We start from the raw sequence: 20,613 nt of genomic DNA on the forward strand, positions 1-20,613 counted from the left end.
CAGTTTTCAAAGGGCAATCTTGTTGTGTCATCTCGCTTAAAACTACTAGGTCTCAGCGGCGACTTGATTAATATATCACAGCCCGTATATACAATGCAAGCTTTTTTTGCAAAAAGATTTCAACTCCTATACCACCCAAAGCTTCAAGGCTACTAGCATCAATAAACCAGGTAAGCCTAAAACACTGACTGTACCTACGGTTGTCGCATTTATCGGCACTTCCACATTCGTATAAGGCAAAAACAAATTCAACGCATACAACAGAAAGGAAGCCAAAGCCACATTCAGGCACAAGTAGCCTAACCAATGAAAAGCAAACCGATGCCTGAACAACGTAAAGACCAGCAGCAAGGTTGAAATGCCTAATACGCCCCACAGTATATATGACTTCACCATTATCCCTCCAGAGCCCTCCTCTTATAAACGTCGATTGCTGAAAGCTCCATCTGCTTAGCTTGCTTGATCAGCATCTCGAATCGTTTCTCAGCTGCTTCCAAGGCATAGACGGCATAATCTATTTGCTCCTTCTCCAACACATAATCGAGTCTATACTGTGCCGTAACCCACTCGGAATGAGCCTTATCAATTTCCTGGAGCAGCTGCAGTCGATCATTCTTTAGCAGCTCCAGCTGCTTTTTCTTTTTAGAATGCGTGATCCTATGCCAAAACTTCATTCGGTTCCCCTCCCGATATGTGTTCATGTAGAGTTTGTCCTTTGGTACATACATATGGATAAACCGTTCATAATAGAACCGAACATCGGGAAACACTTGTATAAGAAAGGCAGCCCTGTACTAGGAGCCTCCGGCAACAGCCGTTTGGTTGGTATCTTTTTGACCCGATTATGCCGCTTAACCGACTTCACCCTTTATCGAAGGACGGTCCGTGTTTTACAGCAACAAAAAAAGCCGTACATGTGAACATGTACGACTCCTCCTTACTCCAAACGGACAGAACGGGGAATCATCTTGCTACAGCTCCCGCCGTCCTTCAAGTGCTTTGGTCAGCGTAACCTCATCTGCATACTCCAAATCTCCGCCCACAGGAAGCCCGTGAGCAATCCGGGTGACTTTCAAACCGAAGGAACGCACCAGCCGCGACAAATACATAGCCGTTGCCTCTCCTTCAATATTCGGATTCGTCGCCAAAATAAGCTCTTGAACCTGTTCATCCCCAAGACGCTTAAGCAAATCCGCAATCCGGATTTCGTCCGGACCGATTCCCTCCATAGGCGAAATAGCTCCATGCAGCACATGGTAGTACCCATTGAATTCTCTTGTCCGCTCCATGGCCACCAAGTCCTTGGGTTCCTGTACTACGCAGATGACAGAGCGGTCCCGCGTCTTATCTTGGCAAATACGGCACGGATCCGTGTCCGTAATGTTGCAGCAGACAGAGCAGTAATGCAAATTTCGTTTGACATTGACCAGGGCTTTGGCAAAATCGATGCAATCGTCTTCCTTCATGCGCAGCACATGAAAAGCAAGCCGTGCCGCCGTCTTCGGCCCGATTCCGGGGAGACGGGAAAACGCATCTATCAGTTTAGCTAACGGTTCGGGATAAAACAAAGGGGCAGCTCCTCAATCGTTCAAGTTAAAACAAGCCTGGGATATTCATTCCGCCCGTCAAACGGGACATCTCTTTATTCGCAAGCTCTTCAGCCTTAGTCATTGCATCATTGATCGCAGTCAGAATCAAATCCTGCAGCATTTCCACATCTTCCGGATCCACCGCTTCCGGTTTGATTGTAATTGCCGTTACTTTCTTTTGTCCGTTGACGCTTACCGTAACTACACCGCCGCCGGCAGAGCCTTCAACCGACTTCTGTGCCAATTCCTCTTGAGTTTTCAGCATTTGCTCCTGCATTTTCTTCACTTGCTTCATCATTTGATTCATATTGTTCATTAGGACCACTCCTCAATTGTCAGTCTTCTTTTATTTTTACCAAATCTTCTCCAAACATCTGGATCGCTTCATGGATCCACTCTTCCTTCGGGGCTCCGGGCTCATCCTCCTGAACGAGCTTCAGTTCCTCCACCTGCGATTCCGCCGGTTTGGCCTGCTCGGTCGCCGCCTTCCAATCCCTCAGCATAACGGTTATGAGCCGAAGCGGTTTACCCAGAACATCGGACATCACTTGTTCGATCAGCTGTTTGTTGGCCGGCTTCTCCGTCGTTTCCCTGTGCATAGAGCTTTTGAAAGCAACAAGCAGCGCACCATCGTGCAAGGAAACGGGCTCACCATCCACCAGCCAGGCGTGAATGGTTATCTTTTGCTCCTTAACCCGTCCAAGCACCTGACTCCAGCGTTGAAGCGCGGCCTTGAAATCCGGATCGTCCCTGCCGAGCAAATAGGCATCCAGCTTCTCGATCTTCTTGATGGCGACAGGCGCGGAAGAGCTCCCTCTTGCAGCAGAGCCTGAGCCGGCTCCTCCTCCGCCCGCATTCCCTCCAGCTGGAGCGACACCATTTTTCATCAGCTGTGCAAGCTGCTCTTCCAGCTTTTGTATCCGGCCGGTCAGTTGGGCCACCAAGCCATCAGAGGCTCTTTCCGTACCCGCCGCGTTCACTTCCGCTGAATTCCTCCCGATCACGCCGGAAGAGCTGCAAAGCTTCATGAGCGCTACTTCCAGCAAGGTTTGGGGCTGCATCGAATATTTCATTTCCGTCTGATAATAGTTGAGCGTATCCATCATCGAAATGAGCTCTTGTGTCGTGAAGGCTTCCGCTACTTCCGCAAAGGGCTTGATATCGATAATCCGCTCGGTGACGGCTAAGGAGCCAGGGACCATTTTGACCATTAACAAGTCCCGGAAATAATAAAGCAGGTTCTCCATGCATTTGTCCGCACTCTTGCCTTCCTGCATGAATCCGTCAACCAGTTGAAGAACAGCACTCACATCGCGCTCCTTCACGGCACGAACCAGCTTCTCGAACTGCTCCGAGGCCATGCCACCTGTGATCGAAACAACATCCGCATAAGTGACATGCTTGCCGGAGAAGGCCATGATCTGATCGAGCAGGCTCAGAGCATCCCGCATCCCGCCGTCAGACAGTCGGGCAATATACCGAACGGCATCGTCATCTGCTTCAATCTGCTCTTCCCGGCACACCTGGTGCAGTCTCTCCACTTGCTCCTCCAAAGAAACGCGCCGGAAATCAAAACGCTGACAACGGGAAATGATTGTAGCCGGAAGCTTGTGCGGTTCTGTTGTCGCTAGAATAAACATGACGTGAGCCGGCGGCTCTTCTAGCGTCTTGAGCAGCGCATTAAAAGCTTCCGTCGTCAGCATATGAACTTCATCAATAATATAAACCTTGTGCCGGACTTCGGTCGGAGCATATTTAACTTTATCGCGAATATCGCGAATTTCTTCGACACCCCGATTGGACGCGGCATCAATCTCGACGACGTCCATCACCGCACCCTCTGTAATGCGTTTACAATTAGCGCATTCATTACACGGCTCTTCTGCGGGACCATTCAGGCAGTTGACAGCTTTGGCCAAAATTTTGGCTGCGCTCGTCTTCCCGGTTCCCCGGGGACCGTTGAACAAATAAGCATGCGTAAACCGCCCCTCGCGGAGCGAGTTTTGCAAGGTTTGAACGATATGTTTCTGACCTACAATTTCTTGGAAGGCCTGCGGTCTCCACGTGCGGTATAAGGCGATATGTGACAAAAGCATCCTCTCCAATAATTGTTTATCCCATCTATTATACTATACATTCCGGCCTGAATGAAGTGGGCTTACGGGAATGGAATACTGAGGGTAAACGTCGTTCCGAACCCTTTGGAGGATACCCGGATATGGCCTCCGATATCATGAATAATCCGTTGGCATACCGATAACCCAAGGCCCGTCCCTTGTTCCTTGGTCGTAAAAAAAGGATCAAATATTTTATCTATCACAAAAGTAGGAATGCCCGGGCCCGTATCATGAATATCAATATTGACCTTACGATCCCCCATATCGATCCGTTCCACCAGCGTCAAATGCCCGCCGTCTCCCATGGCTTCAATACCATTTTTACATATATTCAAAAATACCTGCTTCAAAAGCTCTCTATCCGCAATGACCTGCGGCATCTCGTAGGCCGCCTCATACTGGACGATAACACCATGCAGAATGGCTTCATTATTAATAATGGGTAAAATCTCCCTCACGACCTGAGTAATATCGACCGCATCGTAGGAAACATTCTTAGGCTTGCCAAGCAGCAGAAACTCGTTGACCAGCTCGTTAATCCGGTTCATCTCTGTCAGCATAACGTCTGTGTATCCGCACTCGCGTTCCATGCCCTGCTCTTGAAGCGTCTTACGGAGCACCTGCAGGAAGCCTTTGATCGAGGTTAGCGGGTTGCGTATTTCGTGGGCGGTACCTGCGGCAATTTGTCCAATCATGGCCAATCGATCACTGCGTTGAACCTGTTCCTCTAAAGAACGGAGATTGGTAACATCTTTAAAAATAATATACGCCCCTACGATGTTGAAATCCTCGTCTCTTAGAACGTTGGTATCCACAAGCAGCTCATATCTTTCTTCGTTGTTCATCCATGAAAGTGCCTGGTTGCGCACAACCATTCCGTCCAAAATGTTGCGCTGCACCAATTGATGCTGGGCCGGAAGCTTCGTAAAGATATGGTCCATCGATTGATTGACTGCCTCTTCCTTGACTAAACCGAGCACGCGACAAGCCATGTCGCTAATGTCCATTAACTTGAACTCGGTATCAATCAACAGAACACCTAAGTTCACATCCTTTAAAAATGTACCGGCGAATTGTTGTAGCAAATTGAGTCCTCGTTGCACCGCGCCACCTCCTTAACCTTGCATGACCTTTTCACCTCATTAACTTTAGTATACAATTCTCCTAAATTTTTCATTTTCCTTCTGTTTACGCAAAAAAACACCGCTCTCTCCGCATGTTCAGCCGAGAAAACGATGTTCACGTGTTCATTATCAAATAAAAAAAAGTAAAACCGTGCCCCTACCTTGATATTACGATCCAAGTGGAATTTTTAGCTCCGACTCAAGTTAGGCAACCCTCCGGCACATGGAACATCCTGCTTACGGCTGCTTCCTTCCGGACCTGACCGGGTTCACAAGCATCCATTGCGGAGGACCCGACTCTCAACACCGGATCTAAAACCCAAGCCTTACATCGCAATACCGCGAATAGGTGATCAACCCCGCTACAGCGGATTGCGGGTTACAGGGCACCGCTACCTCCCCGTCTAGCACGGTAAGCATAAGTATAGACGATTCGTAATGAAATAGCAACCCGGGGAATTATTTGCGTTTTACGGCAACTTTCACCTTATATCGCGGCACAGCTTTTGATATTTTGTCATAGGCATCCTGGCGAATCGCTTCCGCTTGCTGATCGGTCAAGCCTGACGGGACGGTGAGCGTAACTGCTGCCACAGGACCATTCAGTGAAATATTGGACGACGAGACCTGAGGCACTTGGCGTATCGCCTCTTTGATTACATTCGTATCATCCTCATAATGGTGATACGTAGGACTTAGCGGCATATTCGGGTTGACCTCGGAAACACCCAGCATGCCATCTTTGGAATAAGATTTTACTTTATCCTGTTGACGCTGACAAGCTGTAGCTAAGCTTACGGCCAAGGAACAGACGACAAGCAGCGACATCCACTTCCGAGCCTTGAATCTTTGGGTATTGGGGTTCATAAACAAAAACACCTCCTGCAGCTATACTAAGAAGCTCATGGGCAACGTTGATGCCGAAGCATCGGGCGTTGTCATTTTGTTCTTAGGATAGCCACAGGAGGCTACATTATGCGATAAGACGGCTGGAAATCGACAAATTAGATGCCGTATTTCTTCTTAAACTTATCAACACGACCACCAGCATCGATAAACTTCTGTTTACCAGTGAAGAACGGGTGACATGCGGAGCAAATCTCTACACGAAGATTTTGCTTCAGGGAACCTGTTTCAAAGGTATTACCGCACGCGCATGTTACTGTTGTGTTGTGGTAAGTAGGATGAATTCCTTGTTTCATTACTTTCACCTCTTTTGCCCTGAAACACCATGTGAATCAGAGTTATTCAAACACATAGCGAGATTATATCATGTCAATCGATGCAGTTGCAAGTCTTTTTCTCTTCTACGCAGCAAAGAGTCGGGGGTGTGAGTATACGATCCCAGCACGACGCCGGGCAATTCCTGACGGAAGATTTCAAGCATCTGCTTCATGCCAAGCAATTCCCCTTGCGGTTTGGGAATCAGCTGCAGGTAGCTTTCCGGATCAATATTCAAATTGCGCAGCTGAATCAGCTTCAAATCGGTGCGTCGCGCCAATTCAATCATCGCCTCAATCTCTTCCTCGCGATCGGTAACTCCGGGGAAGATCAAATAATTGATCGATGTGATGACCCCTTTATCCGCCGCATAGCGAAGCGATTTCTCGACATTCCGGAGCGTGTAGCCCCTCGGCTTGTAATAAGCGTTGTAATGGTCATCCAATGCACTGATCGTACTGACCCGCATCAAATCGAGCCCTGCATCGACAATCCCGCGAATGTGGTCGGTTAAGCCCGCGTTGGTATTGATATTAATAAAACCGGTGCTCGTTTGCTCACGAACTCGACGAATCGCTTGGATAATGGTCGGGGCCTGTGTCGAAGGCTCACCCTCACAGCCCTGACCGAAGCTGATTATGCTATCGGGATGTTTCAAATGCTCCATCATGACTTGCACGACTTCATCTACCGTCGGTTTGAAATTCATCCGAGTCTGAGGCGCAGGAAAGCCGCTGTCATCCGGCTGTTCCGAAATGCATCCGAAGCAGCCCGCATTACAGGAAAACGAGACAGGAACCGCTCCTTCCCAACGGTTCAGGAACGTGTTCGAGGCCGTCAAGCATTCATATTCCAATGCGCAGTTGGATAAATGCTGGTACAACCGGTTATCGCTGTACTCCTTCAACAGATGCTTTACTTGCAATTCCAGCTCATTCGGGTCGCAGTTGCGAGGATTCCACAATTCGGGATCGTCGCACTGCTCCGCCGCTACATAAAACGCGCCGTCCTTCCAGACAACGGCGGTATAGCCGAACAGCGGCAGCAGCTTGCTTTTATCCGTCTTCGCATAGCTCGGGATTAACAACCGCGTAAAGCCTTGAGGCAAAAGAGCGCCCACTGCACAAACCTCACCGGGAACAACCCTCATCTCCCCTGTTTCGGCATGAATACCGATAGGACGCGTATCCGGCAGACTCACCAGCGTTGCTCCTTCCGGGAGCGGAATGAGCTCATCCTCCATAATATCCGTTACCATATCTCCATTGCGACCGAGAGCGATAAAATCGGGATGATCAAACAGGTTGCCGTCGCGGTCTGCATATACCAAATTCATTTTCAAGACTCCTCACTTGTTCTAATTACGATGCGGAATTCTTGACTCTTTTGGAGGCTGGCGGCGAGGAAGGGGTCGAAGCGGAAGAGGGCGACGAGGTTGTTGATGTTGATGAAGCACCGCCGCTGCTCTTGGAGCCGCTCGTTTTTTCCAGCATATCTAAAAATTCCTGGTTCGTTTTGGAATCCGCCAGCTTCTTGATAAAGGCCTCCACATATTCATGGGAATCGTTCATACTCTTACGGATTGCCCATACTTTATCCAGCTCTTCTTTGGTCAAGAGCATTTCTTCGCGGCGCGTGCCGGAGCGACGAATGTCGATCGCCGGAAAAATGCGGCGCTCCGCCAATTTGCGGTCCAAGTGAAGCTCCAGATTACCCGTTCCTTTGAACTCTTCATAGATGACATCGTCCATTCTGGATCCTGTCTCAATAAGCGCTGTCGCCAAGATCGTCAAGCTGCCGCCCTCTTCAATGTTACGGGCTGCCCCGAAGAACCGCTTCGGACGGTGAAACGCCCCTGGATCAATACCACCGGAAAGCGTCCGACCGGACGGCGGAACGACCAGGTTGTAGGCTCTCGCCAAGCGTGTAATGCTGTCCAGCAAAATGACAACGTCCTTTTTATGCTCAACCAACCGCTGTGCACGCTCCAGAACCAGCTCCGCTACCTTGATATGGTTCTCAGGCAGCTCGTCGAACGTCGAAGCTACGACTTCCCCTTTCACCGAACGCTGCATGTCCGTTACTTCCTCCGGACGCTCGTCAATGAGCAGAACAAACAATTCGATCTCAGGGTGGTTGGTTGAAATACTATTGGCAATTTCTTTTAACAGCAAAGTTTTACCTGCTTTGGGAGGTGCTACGATCAAACCGCGCTGACCTAAACCTACAGGAGCCAACAAATCCATTAGACGTGTGGAATAATGCTTTGGGGAAGTTTCCAAGACGAGTTTCTTTTGCGGATATAGAGGAGTCAAGGCCGGGAAATGAAGCCTTTCTGCTGCCGTTACAGGGTCCAGCCCGTTGACAGCTTCCACATGAAGCAATCCGAAGTAACGCTCATTTTCTTTAGGAGGGCGACATTTGCCTGAAACCAGGTCACCGGAACGCAAATCGAATTTACGGATCTGGGATGCAGATATATAAATATCCTCTGAGCTCGGCAAGTAGTTGATCGGCCGGAGAAATCCGAAGCCGTCCTGAAGTATTTCCAGCACGCCCTCCATAAACATCAAGCCGCTTTTTTCCGCTTGCGCCCGTAAAATCGCAAAGATAAGTTCTTTCTTTTTGAGCTGACCGTAATAAGGAATTTGGTGTTTCTTGGCTAAGGTGTACAGCTCCGTTAATTTTAGCGCCTCTAGCTGAGCTAGTTGCATATCCATAATTTCGACCACCAAACTATTAAATTTTCAAGCCTGTGAAATATACTCTAGCATTACCCAAAACAGGTGCATCTATACCGCTGTTTACGTATCTTCCCGCCAAACCTCGGCGCCCAGATTTGATAGATTCATCACCAGATGATCATAGCCTCGGTCGATATATTCGACACCGGTAATTTCCGTCACGCCTCCAATGACCGTTAATCCCGCAATCACTAGCGCAGCTCCAGCCCGCAGGTCTGTAGCTTTCACTTTGGCAGCGCTCAAATGACTGCCCTCAATGACAGCGGAACGGCCTTCCACCTTGATCTTCGCACCCATCCGAAGCAGCTCAGGCACATGCTTGAAGCGGTTGCTGTACACGTAATCCGTCAGGATGCTTACGCCCTTGCTCTGCGTCAGCAGGCTGGCCATAGGCGACTGCAAATCGGTTGCGAAGCCGGGGTATACCAGCGCTTTCACATCCACACTTTCGTAAAAAGGCTGCCCTACGACACGGATCGATTCATCCATTTCGTAAATATGAACTCCCATCTCCTGCAGCTTGGCCGTAACCGCCTCCAAGTGCTTCGGAATCACATTGTCCACGACAACGTCACCCCGTGTTGCCGCAGCGGCAATCATATACGTACCGGCTTGAATCCGATCCGGAATAATGGAATGCCGGCAGCCGTGCATTGCATCCACGCCTTCGATTCGGATCGTTTCCGTTCCTGCGCCTTTTATTTTGGCTCCCATTGCGTTAAGTAAGGTTGCAACATCTATTATTTCAGGCTCTTTAGCCGCATTTTCAATCAAAGTAACACCCTTGGCGCGCGAGGCTGCCAGCATAATGTTGATCGTCGCCCCGACGCTAACGACATCCAAATAAATCTTCGCTCCGCGCAGCTCCTTGGCTTGGATATGCAGCGAACCGTTCTCTGTACTCACACGGGCACCTAGTGCCTCAAAGCCTTTAATATGCTGATCGATCGGACGAGGCTCAAAATTACAGCCGCCCGGCAATCCGATAACCGCTTCCCCAAAACGTCCCAACAAGGCTCCCATCAAATAATAGGAAGCTCGCAATTTCTTCACATTGCCATTCGGCATCGGCTTCGAACGCAGCTGGCTCGGATCGATAATCATTTGATCTTCTTTCCACGCTACGGTTGCACCCAATTCCTCAAGCAATTCAGTATAAATGGCAACATCGCTTAATATCGGCAAATTGTCCAGCGTAACGGTCGTTTCCGACAATATCGCCGCTGGAATCAAGGCAATTGCACTGTTCTTGGCACCGCTAATCTGAACTGTCCCCCGAAGCGGACGACCGCCGGCGACCATCAATTTCTCCATTCGTCACTCTTCCTCCCACATCACCACTTTAAAGCGATAAACAATTGAAAACAAAGCAAACTTACGTTACCCCTCGAGGACTAACTAAAGGAATAAAAGAATAGAAGGGAAACACATCTTATCGATGCATTTCCCATAAACCAATTAAGCTTGGTTGGAACTTCCGAACAACTGAATTTTGGATTTAACCACTTCAACCATGGCTTTGCGGGCAGGAGTGAGGTATTTACGGGGATCGTACACTTTTCCATCTTTGTTCAATACTTCGCGGATTGCTTCTGTACAAGCCACTTGATTCTCGGTGTTCACGTTGATTTTGCCAACGCCTGCAGCGATGGATTTGATAATCATTTCGTCAGGTACGCCGGAACCGCCATGAAGTACGACAGGAACTGGAATTGCCTTGGAAACAGCTTCGATGATGTCAAAATGAATGTTAGGCTCGCCGGCATACATACCGTGTGCTGTACCTACAGCGATAGCCAGGCAGTCAACGCCTGTTTCTTCGTAGAAGCGAATCGCTTCTTCCGGTTTCGCCAAGCTTGCATTTGCTTCGTCAACGCTGATATCATCTTCAACGCCGCCGATGGTTCCAAGCTCACCCTCAACGGATACGCCCATAGCATGAGCTGCTTTTACAACTTCTTTCGTCAAACGGATGTTTTCTTCGAAAGAATAGTGGGAGCCGTCGAACATAACGGAGCTGAAGCCCGCACGGATACATTTCATAGCTACTTCAAAGCTGCTTCCATGGTCAAGGTGCAAAGCGATCGGCAAGCCGGATTTCTTCGCAGCCGCTTCAGCAATGGCAACCGTAAAATCGATACCCATATACTTCAAAGCTCCTTCACTTACGCCGTAAATGAAAGGAGATTTCAATTCCTCTGCTGCTTCCACGATAGCTTGTGCGAACTCCAGGTTGTTCATGTTGAACTGACCTACCGCAAACTTATTTGCTTTTGCCTTAGGCAAAAATTCATTCATCGAAACCAATGGCATGTGACTCTTCCTCCTAGTGTTTATTGACCGAGTTCAGTGCAAAGACCGCTCTTTTTGTCATACTGCGTTATTATATCATATAAAGGAAGAAATGATAACCAAGCCCCGAGGTTTTTTCATGGCATTTTCATAGTGCTTTGGAAAGTTCAGGACGCGGTGCAGCCTATATTTCTCTCTCCGCAAAGGGGGATGCGCTTTCATGCAAAACAAAAAAAAGAGATCCTGAAATCAGGATCCCACTGCATAAGAATTGTTATTTGGCGTACGCAGATGACTGTTCACCGCATTGCGCAATTCATCGATATCGAATGGTTTGGTAAAATGCATGATCGCTCCGAGATCTGTCGCCTCTTTGATCATATCCAGCTCACCGTAGGCGGTCATCATGATCACCTTGATGGAGCTGTCAATGCTTTTGATATGCTTCAAAATGTCCAAGCCGTCCATACCAGGGATTTTCATATCCAAAAGCACAAGATCTGGAGAAGCATTCCTTACAATCTCAAGCGCCAGCTTTCCATTGGAAGCCTGGTAAGTCTCATAGCCCTCGCTGCTGAACACTTCCATCAACAAGATTCGAATCCCGTTCTGATCATCTACAATGAGCAACTTTTTCTTCAAAATGGCAACCTCCTCGATCCCTTTTCTTCCTTGCAGGAATTTCCGAACTGTCCATCTCCCCGAGTTATCAAATTCGATACTCACGTCGAGATTCCTTCTTCCTTTTCGCGAAAAGTTGAAAAGTTTTACAAAAAAAGGAGTTTCTGAGGAAAAAGCTCACATGCCGCTGCTATTGTAATATGCTGTCGCAAGACGAACTATGCCTATTTATCCATTTGAAAAGCCGCTTGTACAAAGTGCTTGAACAGTGCTTGCGGACGGTTCGGACGCGAAGTGAATTCCGGATGGAATTGCACGGCCAGGAACCAAGGGTGATCCGGGCACTCGATGATTTCGACCAGGCGTCCATCCGGCGAAGTTCCAGTAATTTTCAAACCGGCGCGCTCGATCATCTCACGGTACTCGTTGTTGAACTCATACCGGTGACGGTGTCTCTCGTAAACCAGCTCGTCATCGTAGCAGCGGCTCGCAAGCGAACCTTCCACCAGCTTACAAGGATACAGACCCAGACGCATCGTCCCGCCCAAATCCTCGATATCCTTTTGTTCAGGCAGCAGGTCGATTACCGGGTAAGGCGTTGTCGGATTGATCTCGGAGCTGTTCGCGCCTTCGAGCTTCAGCACGGTACGCGCATATTCTACTACAGCTACCTGCATGCCTAAGCAGATACCGAAGAAAGGAATTTTGTTCTCACGAGCATAGCGGATAGCGGAAACCTTGCCCTCGATACCGCGATCTCCGAAACCGCCCGGCACGAGCACCCCTTGCACGCCATCCAGCAGTTCACCCACATTGTGATCATATACTTCTTCCGCGTTGACCCAACGGATTTTGATTTCGGTGTTGCAATCGATGCCGGCGTGTCCCAAAGCTTCTACAATGCTTAAATAAGCATCGTGCAAAGCAACATATTTACCGACAATCGCGATCTCGGTTGTGTGCTTCAAGGATTTCACACGGTCTACCATGCTTTCCCACTCTCTCATATCCGGGGCGTTCGTCGCCGGCAGCTTCAAGTGGTTCACAACGATGTCATCCAGACCTTGCTCGCGAAGCAGCATCGGTACCTCGTACAGTGTGTCGCAGTCCAAATTCTCAATGACGGCATTCGCGTCAATGTCGCAGAACAGCGCTAGCTTGCGCTTCATGTCCTCGGACAACGGATGCTCGGAACGGCAAACGACAACATTCGGCTGGATGCCCAGTCCACGGAGCTCTTTTACACTGTGCTGGGTCGGCTTCGTCTTCACTTCGCCTGCAGCCTTCAAATAAGGAATGAGGGTCACGTGAATGTACATCACGTTCTCGCGGCCGATATCGCTCTTGATTTGACGGATTGCCTCAATGAAAGGCAAGCTCTCGATATCGCCTACCGTTCCGCCAATCTCCGTAATAACAACATCCGACTGCGCTTCACGTCCCGCACGGAATACACGGTCCTTGATTTCATTGGTAATGTGAGGGATAACCTGCACGGTACCGCCCAAATATTCGCCGCGGCGTTCCTTGGTAATGACGGAGGAATAAATTTTACCTGTCGTTACATTGCTGTTCTTGGACAGGTTAATATCGATAAAACGTTCGTAATGCCCTAAATCCAAGTCGGTTTCCGCGCCGTCGTCGGTTACGAAAACTTCACCGTGCTGGTAAGGACTCATCGTTCCCGGGTCTACGTTAATGTAAGGGTCAAACTTTTGAATCGTGACTTTTAGCCCCCGGTTCTTCAACAGCCTTCCGAGTGATGCTGCCGTGATCCCCTTGCCCAATGAGGACACGACGCCCCCCGTGACAAAAATATACTTGGTCATGTATGTAACCCTCCAATATTTTAGTAGTATTGCGCGAAAATCGATTCCATAAACAAACGAAGGGGGAGCCGGAATGAAGAACGTTTCCGGACTCCCGCAGTGTAACCCGCTACGTTAGAAACAAAGGTGCGCCGTCTGTTACCGGCGTGTTTATCCATGGTGTGACGAAGCTTACAGAGCCGATGCAACATCATTGTACAGTCCTTGCAGAATAAACGGCGCAGCCGTCCCAATACTTGCGAAAGCAGCCGAAGCCGCCTCGAAAGCAGTGGCTCAGGACGGGTACGTAGTACTTCCAAATCCGTCCTAAAAAAAAGAAAAAGTCCCCCGGCAACAGCGGGGCACTTTATCGTTCAAGACCTAGGTCATGATTCATTCTTTTTCAAAAGCCCAAAAAATAGTTTACTCTGACCGCATACCCTTGTCAAGTAAACGCTGGCGATTGGTTTTATTTATCTTCTTCGTCCTCTTCGTCATCGAAATCTTCGTCATCCGCATCCTCTTCGAGGTCGGCGTCTTCGTCCGCCAGGCCGGCATCTTCGATTTCCTCTTCTTCAATCTCTTCTTCCTCGAAGAATTCGGTTTCTTCCTCTACTTCTTCTTCCAGATCGTCCTCGTCACGTACTTTATCGAAGGAATCGTAGTCTTCCTCTTCAACGAAGGTATCTTCCTCTTCCGCGAACAGATCCTCTTCGTCCAGATCGTCATCATCATCATTAATGATACGCGGACGTTTGCCGCTGCCGACCGCATCTTCGGATTTCTCAACCGGATACCAGCGTTTGAGCCCCCATAGATTCGTTCCTACACAAGCAAATCGGCCATCAATGTTGATCTCCGTATATAGTTGAGCGATAACCTGCATGACTTGATCTTCTGAGAGACCTTTGATCTTAGCGATCTCGGCCATTAAATCCCGGTAATAAAAAGGCGTATTCGCCGCTTTCAGCAGTTCAAAAGCAAGGTCCACCATCGGCATTTCTTTTGCTTGCTCGGCTCCGACCTTGAGAGTGTACTGTGCACTCATCCAAGCACATCCCTTCAACCATTTTCACAAGAGTCCCTAACTACAATATCCATATACACCTAATAGTAAACCTTATTCTATGTAAAAAAGCAACTGCTCTCCACCCACAAAAAGGAAGAAGCAGAGGAAAATTTTCCTCTGCCTTGACTGTATCCTCGGGAAACGGCGCCCTAAGGACCGTTCCCCTGCCCTCATAAAAAGGAAGAGAATGGATGATTCTCTCTATTTATCGTATGTACTTGCGGGCGATATGACACGGGTAATGACCCATTTATTTTTATAAGGCCATGTGCACATGCCGCAGGACTTCCTCCCACATACGATACACAAACGATGTTTTTCCGATGCACGGGAGGGACGACCGAATTGAAACCATCCACGTTTGTCGAATGGCTACATGATGCCTTGGAAGGCGATGATAACGCCTCTTGCAAGCATATTATCCGTTTCAAAACCCGTAAGGATTTCACAGCTTGCATCCACCACATGAAACGGCGGAGCAAAGAATGGCCCCGCTTGAACAATGTTCAGCCATTGAAAATCATTCGTGCCCTTTCCTGCACGCTTCAAACGACAAGCCAGCCCATCCCCTTCCCCTTCATCGAGTCGATTGAAGCAGATACCCAAATTCAAGTCCATGCGCCTAAGGCGGTCACGGCCATCCAGCCGTCCAGCGGTAAAACGACAAACGAAACCCCTAATATTCCTTGGGGTATTAAGCATATCCGTGCGCCTCAAGCATGGGCCAAGTCCAAGGGAGAGCGGATTCGGATCGGCGTCATCGATACTGGCGCCGATTTTACACATCCGGATTTACGTCACTGCTTGTCCTACGGCATCAATTTACTGAACCGGCATATGATGCCTAACGACGACAACGGGCATGGAACGCATATCGCAGGAACGATTGCCGCGTCCAGCCGGCAGCGGGGGATTATCGGCGTGGCGCCACAGGCTATGATTCATCCGGTCAAGGCGTTCGACCATCAGGGGAGCGCATTCGTTTCCGATATTATTAACGGGATCGACTGGTGCGTCAAAAATCAGATTCACATCATCAACATGAGCTTCGGCATGAAAACATACAGTCGTGCGCTGGAATCGGCCGTACGCAATGCATATCAGGCCGGCGTGATCGTCGTCGCCTCCTCCGGCAACGAGGGTAAGCAGGCAACGATCGATTATCCCGCCCGGCTGCGACAAGTCATTGCGGTAGGCGCAACGACGCGCAAGGGACAAATCGCCTCCTTCAGCAACAACAGCAAAAACATTGATATTTACGCTCCCGGCGAAAAAATTTATTCGACCTGGCTCCGAGGAAAATATCACGAGCTTAGCGGCACGTCCATGGCCACCTCCCACGTGACCGGGGTCATCGCGCTGATGCTGTCCCGCAGGCCCGGCTTGAAGCCGCTTCAAATCAAATCCCTTATCAAAAAAAATGCCAAATTAATTTTAAAGAGCGGCAAGGGCGGCTTGGGCATCAAAGAAATTCATGCCCTCCGCGCTCTCAGTTCTGTAGCGAAAGGGTCTCCCTAGAGGCATGAGGGCTATAGGCCCTCTATGTGCGACAAAAGCAGGTCCCGGGTGGCACGAAACCACCGGGGACCTGCTTTTGTTATGCACGAGCTAGGAAAGCTGCCTTTCGGCAATATGGAAACGGAGCCGGTATCGGCCGGCCGGATCCCCCATGACGAAGAGATCGTAGCTCCATTCAACAGTGCCTAAGCCGTCGCTCCAATCATAATACATCGCATGCGTCACCGTCTCCAGTCCCATCCGCCCCTGTGGCGTCTCGTAGATGCCCTGGCATGACTTACCGACGATAAACTCCTGCTCGGAGCGGATCGCCCCGCTGCGGACGATACGAATACGTGCCTGTTCCAGCTTCACCGTTGTCACCGTTCCGCGCATTTCGGCTTCCGTTTCCTCGTAGCGCAAATAGTAGTGATCGCCTTTCCGATACAAGTCGCCCTGAGCCTTCTGCGAGATCTCTTGGCCATCAGAATAGCTTTCTATGCTCACTTGAACCGATTTCTTCATCCGTTCCCCTCCTGTTCCTTTCCAGTGTAGCAGGAGGCGGGACGATGATCAATTCGCGTGAAGAATCGCTACGCCGTTAGGCGCCAGCTGCAGAGCGCCTGTAAAGCTTCCGCCGCTCAGCAGATCGCTGTAGGCCCCTTGCGGGAGCTGCACATCGGCTGGTACAGCCAGATGATTCAGCACAAAGATATAGCGCTGCCCGTCATTGCCCACGCGCACGGTCATTTCCACCCCTGCCGGAGCCGCGAGCGGTGCCGCAAGATTCAGCTCGTCGAGAATGCCGCCGACCAGCTTGGACGTAAAGGCAGCCTCGCCTTGTGTGCCTACATAGTACGCTTTACCTGAACCGAACGCATGTACGGTAACCGCAGGGGAGCCTGCAAAGAAATCCTGCGTGAACCGGGCCAGCGGCTGAGCGCCTTCAAGTCGAATAATGTCGGACCACAGGCTGCAGCTGTACTCTCCGTCCGTCCCCGCGCCCAAGCCTTCGACTTGGATGGCATTGGTCTGTCCAGGCAGCATCGGATCAAACTCCTCGACGCAAAGACCCAGCACTTTGCGCAGCGGTGCGGGATAGCCTCCGGTATGAATGCGGTCATTCTCATCGACAATGCCGCTGAAGAACGTCGTCAGCAGCGTGCCTCCGCCTTGTACATAGCTTTCGAGATTGTCGGCTACGCCCGGAGCCACCATATACATCGTTGGAGCCAGCACGAGCTTGTACTTGCCCAGATCGGCGTCCGGCTGCACGAAATCGACCCCGATGTTACGCTCGAAGAGGACGCTGTAGTACTGTTTGATTTGGTCCAAATAGAGCACGTCGCGGCTTGGCTTGGAGTCCAGCTCCAAAGCCCACCAGGTAGGCCAATCGAAGACGATGGCCACAGGTGCCTCTACCCGCGCGTCTACGATCCCATCGAGCTGCTTCAGCTCGTTGCCCAGCTGCACCACCTCACGGTAGACACGCGTATTCTCGTCGCCGGTCTGGTTCACCATGGCGCCGTGGTACTTCTCCGCACCGGCCCACGATTGGCGCCATTGGAAGAACATGACGCCGTCTCCGCCGTGTGCGACGGTCTGGTAGCTCCACAAGCGCATCACGCCCGGACGCTTCAGCGGATTTTGCTGACGCCAGTTCACCTGGCTTGTGACCTGCTCCATCAGGATGAACGGCTCGCCGCCCTTCAGACTGCGCATCAGGTCATGCTGCATCGCCGCAAAGACCGGGATGCCTGCTGTAGGCTCCGGATAGCTGTCCCATGTGATGACATCCATATGCTTCGCCCATTCGAATTGGTCTAACGGTTTGTGCGCTCCCATCAAATTCGTCATAATAGGAAGATGCGGTGTGATTTCCTTCAAAATCCGCTGCTCGCCCAAGTAAGCGTCAAGCAGGCTGTCGGACATAAACCGCTTATAGTCCAGCTGCTGCCCCGGATTCGGATAAGTTGGCGTTTTCCGCGGGAGAACGATTTCCTCCCAATCGTAATATTTTTGGCTCCAGAAGTTCGTGCCCCAACGCGCATTCAGCTCGTCCAGCGTGCTGTAGCGGCGCTGCAGCCACAGACGGAACTCGCTTGCACATACGTCGCAATAGCATTCGGAGATGTGGCAGGCATATTCATTATTAATATGCCACATCGCTAAAGCCGGATGATCCTTATACCGCTCAGCCAGCTTGCGCACCAACCGCTGCCCGTACAGGCGGAAAGCTTTGCTGTTAGGGCAGTAATGCTGCCTCGAGCCTTGCGAGTAGCGCGCCCCGTTCTCGTCAACCGGCAGCGACTCCGGGTGCAATCGGGCTAGCCAGGCAGGCGGGGAAGCGGTTGCCGTAGCCAGGTCAGCCATAATGCCGTTCTCGGCCATTAAATCCATCAAGCGGTCCATCCATGCGAAATCATACGTATCCGGACCCGGCTGAAGCACCGCCCAGCTGAAAATCCCAATACTTACAATATTCACGCCTGCTTTCTTCATCAAGCGCATATCTTCAAGCCATACCTCTTCCGGCCATTGCTCCGGATTATAGTCACCGCCATAAAACATGTGCGGAAGCTTCACATTTTTGGAAATCGACATTGCTTGCATCCTCCTCCATAAAATCAGATCATATGAGTATGATACGACTTTCATTTGACGTTTATCAATCAGAGTATTTTCTTTATAATAGGTTTATATTCATATTTAATAGCTGCCCGTCAAAGGAAGGATACCGTCATGGATTCGAATATTTTTGGTGTGATCACCGAGATGGACCTGAAGTTCCCTTTATATATAACCAGCGCGGGCTGTTGGCACAATCAGGAGCCTATGGTCCGCGAAGCCGGGTTTCCCGACTATCAATGGATTCAAACGCTAAGCGGGGCCGGACAGCTCACCGTAGGCGGCAAAACGGTTATCGTTCAGGAGGGGCAAGGCATGCTGCTGTTCCCGGACGAGAGGCATGAATATGCTCCGGTTCGCGAGCCGTGGACTGTCCAATGGGTCACATTCAACGGCGAGCATATGGGCGACATGCTGTCTTCCCTTCACTTCGATACTTCAACGGTACTGTACGTCACCAATCCCGATATGATTTTAACGAAAATGCAGTCCATTCTGTCCGCTCTTCAAACGGAAGATCCACTGCGCGGCGTGGAATGCTCCGCACTCGGCTACCAGCTGCTGCTTGAGCTGTTCCTCTACGCATCCCGCTCCGAGGTACGATCCAAGCGGCAGCATGTGGAGCAGCTCGCCCCTATATTCACCTACATCGAGGAGCATTATGGCGAGCCGATCAGCCTGAAGCAGCTGGCCGACCAGCTGCAAGTGTCGCCGCAGCACACCTGCCTGCTGTTTCAGCAAACGCTGGGACTGCGTCCGTTCGCTTATTTGACCAAATTCCGGCTGCGCAAGGCCAAAGAGCTGCTGCTGCTGCATATGGATATGGAGGTGCGGGATGTCGCGCGCTTGGTCGGCTATGAGGACAGCAGCTACTTCATCAAGCTGTTCAAAAAACAAGAGGGGCTGACCCCCAGCAGCTTCCGCAAAGCCCATCGGCTGTTGTAGCAAGAGAATAGAACGAAAGCAGGTGAATGCTTATGGAGCCAAGGATCAGCCGACGGTCCTTCTTGAAAAAAGGAGTCTGCACGCTCGCCGGATTTCTCCTGTCCCCCATCGCAGGCTATACCTATGCCCGTTATGCCGAGCCCGGCTGGCTCGCGACAAAGAAAGTGACATTGCAGCTGCAGCGGCTGCCTGCGGCTTTCGACGGCATGCGGATCGTACAGTTCAGTGACGTGCATCTGGGCTTTCACTATACGGTAGAACAGCTGGGTAAGCTGGCCGATCATATTCAATCGTTGAACCCGGATTTGATCTGCTTTACGGGGGATCTTTTTGATTCGACAACCGGGCAGGACGGTCCGCTGACATCGCAGGTGCTATCTAGATTAAGCGCTCCTCTGGGTAAAGCGGCCGTGCTGGGAAACCATGACTACTACAGCAAGGAGCCGAAAAAAATTATTCGCATCTTAACCGACGGCGGCTTCAATGTGCTCATGAACCAAGCGATTCCCTTGAAGCGCGGGGCAGACCGCATCTGGCTGTGCGGTGTGGATGATATGTGGGACGGAAAGCCGGATCTGCCTTCCGCCTTGAGCCGAACTGCGGCAAAGGACGAATGTGTCGTCCTGCTGTCCCACTGCCCTGATTTTGCAGACATCACCGTGCAGCATCCCGTCGATCTCCAGCTCTCGGGCCATAGCCATGGCGGCCAGGTCCGCCTGCCCTTCTACGGCCATATCATCACCCCGGAGTATGGCAAAAAATATGTCGATGGCCTGTATACGCTAGGCGGCGGCAAGCTTCAGGTGTATACGAACCGCGGAATCGGCGTATCCGTCTACCCGATCCGTTTCTGGTGCCGGCCGGAGCTGACCGTATTTACGCTGCGCAGAGCGTAGCCACAGACATTTTTATCAGAAAATTGCTGCTGCGAAATCAATATTTTGCAGAAAAAAGAGCC

Annotated in this window: 20 protein-coding genes and 1 other RNA gene; 3 read left to right on the forward strand and 18 right to left on the reverse strand. The window is 50.5% G+C overall.

The annotated features are described in order from the left end of the window. Positions 1-126: 126 nt before the first annotated feature. From CF651_RS26890 to rpoE, 16 genes are all read right to left on the reverse strand, one after another. On the reverse strand, positions 127-396 hold the full coding sequence (locus CF651_RS26890; RefSeq protein ID WP_245856177.1) for a pro-sigmaK processing inhibitor BofA family protein: 270 nt from the start codon (positions 394-396) through the stop codon (positions 127-129). Next, a complete protein-coding gene (locus tag CF651_RS26895; RefSeq protein WP_094017949.1) occupies positions 396-674 on the reverse strand; it encodes a DUF2508 family protein in 279 nt (92 codons plus the stop codon). The genes CF651_RS26890 and CF651_RS26895 overlap by 1 nt, the downstream gene beginning before the upstream one ends. Positions 675-971: 297 nt before the next feature. Beyond that, positions 972-1,568: a recombination mediator RecR gene (gene recR / locus CF651_RS26900; RefSeq protein ID WP_094017950.1), complete on the reverse strand. Its 597-nt coding sequence runs from the start codon at positions 1,566-1,568 to the stop codon at positions 972-974. A gap of 25 nt (positions 1,569-1,593) precedes the next feature. Beyond that, the gene (locus tag CF651_RS26905; RefSeq protein ID WP_094017951.1) at positions 1,594-1,905 is read right to left on the reverse strand and encodes a YbaB/EbfC family nucleoid-associated protein; all 312 of its coding nucleotides are present in this window, start codon (positions 1,903-1,905) and stop codon (positions 1,594-1,596) included. 19 nt (positions 1,906-1,924) lie between these two features. Continuing rightward, on the reverse strand, positions 1,925-3,679 hold the full coding sequence (gene dnaX / locus CF651_RS26910) for a DNA polymerase III subunit gamma/tau (RefSeq protein WP_094017952.1): 1,755 nt from the start codon (positions 3,677-3,679) through the stop codon (positions 1,925-1,927). A 68-nt stretch (positions 3,680-3,747) separates the two neighbouring features. Then, positions 3,748-4,809 (reverse strand): ATP-binding protein, encoded by a 1,062-nt coding sequence (locus CF651_RS26915; protein WP_094017953.1) that lies wholly within the window; start codon positions 4,807-4,809, stop codon positions 3,748-3,750. Positions 4,810-4,979: 170 nt separating this feature from the next. Further along, an RNA gene (ffs, locus tag CF651_RS26920) (signal recognition particle sRNA large type) lies at positions 4,980-5,243 on the reverse strand. Positions 5,244-5,289: 46 nt separating this feature from the next. Continuing rightward, positions 5,290-5,697, reverse strand: a complete 408-nt coding sequence (locus CF651_RS26925; protein ID WP_094017954.1) for a hypothetical protein — start codon at positions 5,695-5,697, stop codon at positions 5,290-5,292. Between the two features lie 137 nt (positions 5,698-5,834). Beyond that, positions 5,835-6,032, reverse strand: a complete 198-nt coding sequence (rpmE, locus tag CF651_RS26930; protein WP_094017955.1) for a 50S ribosomal protein L31 — start codon at positions 6,030-6,032, stop codon at positions 5,835-5,837. Between the two features lie 68 nt (positions 6,033-6,100). Further along, positions 6,101-7,387, reverse strand: coding sequence for a radical SAM family protein (locus CF651_RS26935; protein WP_094017956.1), 1,287 nt, complete (start codon positions 7,385-7,387; stop codon positions 6,101-6,103). Positions 7,388-7,412: 25 nt separating this feature from the next. Next, positions 7,413-8,771 carry a transcription termination factor Rho gene (rho, locus tag CF651_RS26940; RefSeq protein ID WP_094017957.1) on the reverse strand — a complete coding sequence of 453 codons (1,359 nt, stop codon included), beginning with the start codon at positions 8,769-8,771 and terminating at the stop codon, positions 7,413-7,415. Between the two features lie 84 nt (positions 8,772-8,855). Continuing rightward, positions 8,856-10,109 (reverse strand): UDP-N-acetylglucosamine 1-carboxyvinyltransferase, encoded by a 1,254-nt coding sequence (locus CF651_RS26945; RefSeq protein ID WP_094017958.1) that lies wholly within the window; start codon positions 10,107-10,109, stop codon positions 8,856-8,858. A 144-nt stretch (positions 10,110-10,253) separates the two neighbouring features. Further along, complete coding sequence (gene fba, locus CF651_RS26950) at positions 10,254-11,108, reverse strand: class II fructose-1,6-bisphosphate aldolase (protein ID WP_094017959.1); 855 nt, start codon at positions 11,106-11,108, stop codon at positions 10,254-10,256. Positions 11,109-11,336: 228 nt separating this feature from the next. Next, positions 11,337-11,729 (reverse strand): response regulator, encoded by a 393-nt coding sequence (locus tag CF651_RS26955; protein WP_094018010.1) that lies wholly within the window; start codon positions 11,727-11,729, stop codon positions 11,337-11,339. A 203-nt stretch (positions 11,730-11,932) separates the two neighbouring features. After that, on the reverse strand, positions 11,933-13,537 hold the full coding sequence (locus tag CF651_RS26960) for a CTP synthase (protein WP_094017960.1): 1,605 nt from the start codon (positions 13,535-13,537) through the stop codon (positions 11,933-11,935). A gap of 448 nt (positions 13,538-13,985) precedes the next feature. After that, positions 13,986-14,564, reverse strand: coding sequence for a DNA-directed RNA polymerase subunit delta (gene rpoE / locus CF651_RS26965; RefSeq protein ID WP_094017961.1), 579 nt, complete (start codon positions 14,562-14,564; stop codon positions 13,986-13,988). A 366-nt stretch (positions 14,565-14,930) separates the two neighbouring features. Between rpoE and CF651_RS26970 the strand changes: the two genes are divergently transcribed. After that, a complete protein-coding gene (locus CF651_RS26970) occupies positions 14,931-16,103 on the forward strand; it encodes a S8 family peptidase (RefSeq protein ID WP_245856178.1) in 1,173 nt (390 codons plus the stop codon). A 90-nt stretch (positions 16,104-16,193) separates the two neighbouring features. Here CF651_RS26970 and CF651_RS26975 read toward each other — a convergent pair whose 3' ends face one another. Both CF651_RS26975 and CF651_RS26980 read right to left on the reverse strand, forming a co-directional pair. Beyond that, positions 16,194-16,607, reverse strand: coding sequence for a YwiB family protein (locus tag CF651_RS26975; protein ID WP_094017963.1), 414 nt, complete (start codon positions 16,605-16,607; stop codon positions 16,194-16,196). A 48-nt stretch (positions 16,608-16,655) separates the two neighbouring features. Then, on the reverse strand, positions 16,656-18,686 hold the full coding sequence (locus CF651_RS26980) for a beta-galactosidase (protein ID WP_094017964.1): 2,031 nt from the start codon (positions 18,684-18,686) through the stop codon (positions 16,656-16,658). 138 nt (positions 18,687-18,824) lie between these two features. Here CF651_RS26980 and CF651_RS26985 point away from each other — a divergent pair, with 138 nt between their 5' ends. After that, positions 18,825-19,655, forward strand: a complete 831-nt coding sequence (locus CF651_RS26985; RefSeq protein ID WP_094017965.1) for an AraC family transcriptional regulator — start codon at positions 18,825-18,827, stop codon at positions 19,653-19,655. A gap of 32 nt (positions 19,656-19,687) precedes the next feature. Further along, complete coding sequence (locus tag CF651_RS26990) at positions 19,688-20,551, forward strand: metallophosphoesterase (RefSeq protein ID WP_342746620.1); 864 nt, start codon at positions 19,688-19,690, stop codon at positions 20,549-20,551. The last annotated feature ends 62 nt before the right edge of the window (positions 20,552-20,613 follow it).

This window comes from Paenibacillus rigui (assembly GCF_002234615.1).
GTDB classification, from domain to species: Bacteria; Bacillota; Bacilli; order Paenibacillales; family NBRC-103111; genus Paenibacillus_S; species Paenibacillus_S rigui.

Coding starts and splice junctions, on each gene's coding strand:
- CF651_RS26935 (WP_094017956.1), bottom strand. CDS start 7,387: ATGAATTTGGTATATGCAGACCGCGACGGCAACCTGTTTGATCATCCC.
- CF651_RS26925 (WP_094017954.1), bottom strand. CDS start 5,697: ATGAACCCCAATACCCAAAGATTCAAGGCTCGGAAGTGGATGTCGCTG.
- CF651_RS26990 (WP_342746620.1), top strand. CDS start 19,688: ATGGAGCCAAGGATCAGCCGACGGTCCTTCTTGAAAAAAGGAGTCTGC.
- CF651_RS26960 (WP_094017960.1), bottom strand. CDS start 13,537: ATGACCAAGTATATTTTTGTCACGGGGGGCGTCGTGTCCTCATTGGGC.
- rpmE (WP_094017955.1), bottom strand. CDS start 6,032: ATGAAACAAGGAATTCATCCTACTTACCACAACACAACAGTAACATGC.
- CF651_RS26985 (WP_094017965.1), top strand. CDS start 18,825: ATGGATTCGAATATTTTTGGTGTGATCACCGAGATGGACCTGAAGTTC.
- rho (WP_094017957.1), bottom strand. CDS start 8,771: ATGGATATGCAACTAGCTCAGCTAGAGGCGCTAAAATTAACGGAGCTG.
- CF651_RS26980 (WP_094017964.1), bottom strand. CDS start 18,686: ATGTCGATTTCCAAAAATGTGAAGCTTCCGCACATGTTTTATGGCGGT.
- rpoE (WP_094017961.1), bottom strand. CDS start 14,564: ATGAGTGCACAGTACACTCTCAAGGTCGGAGCCGAGCAAGCAAAAGAA.
- CF651_RS26890 (WP_245856177.1), bottom strand. CDS start 396: ATGGTGAAGTCATATATACTGTGGGGCGTATTAGGCATTTCAACCTTG.
- CF651_RS26975 (WP_094017963.1), bottom strand. CDS start 16,607: ATGAAGAAATCGGTTCAAGTGAGCATAGAAAGCTATTCTGATGGCCAA.
- CF651_RS26945 (WP_094017958.1), bottom strand. CDS start 10,109: ATGGAGAAATTGATGGTCGCCGGCGGTCGTCCGCTTCGGGGGACAGTT.
- fba (WP_094017959.1), bottom strand. CDS start 11,108: ATGCCATTGGTTTCGATGAATGAATTTTTGCCTAAGGCAAAAGCAAAT.
- CF651_RS26905 (WP_094017951.1), bottom strand. CDS start 1,905: ATGAACAATATGAATCAAATGATGAAGCAAGTGAAGAAAATGCAGGAG.
- CF651_RS26895 (WP_094017949.1), bottom strand. CDS start 674: ATGAAGTTTTGGCATAGGATCACGCATTCTAAAAAGAAAAAGCAGCTG.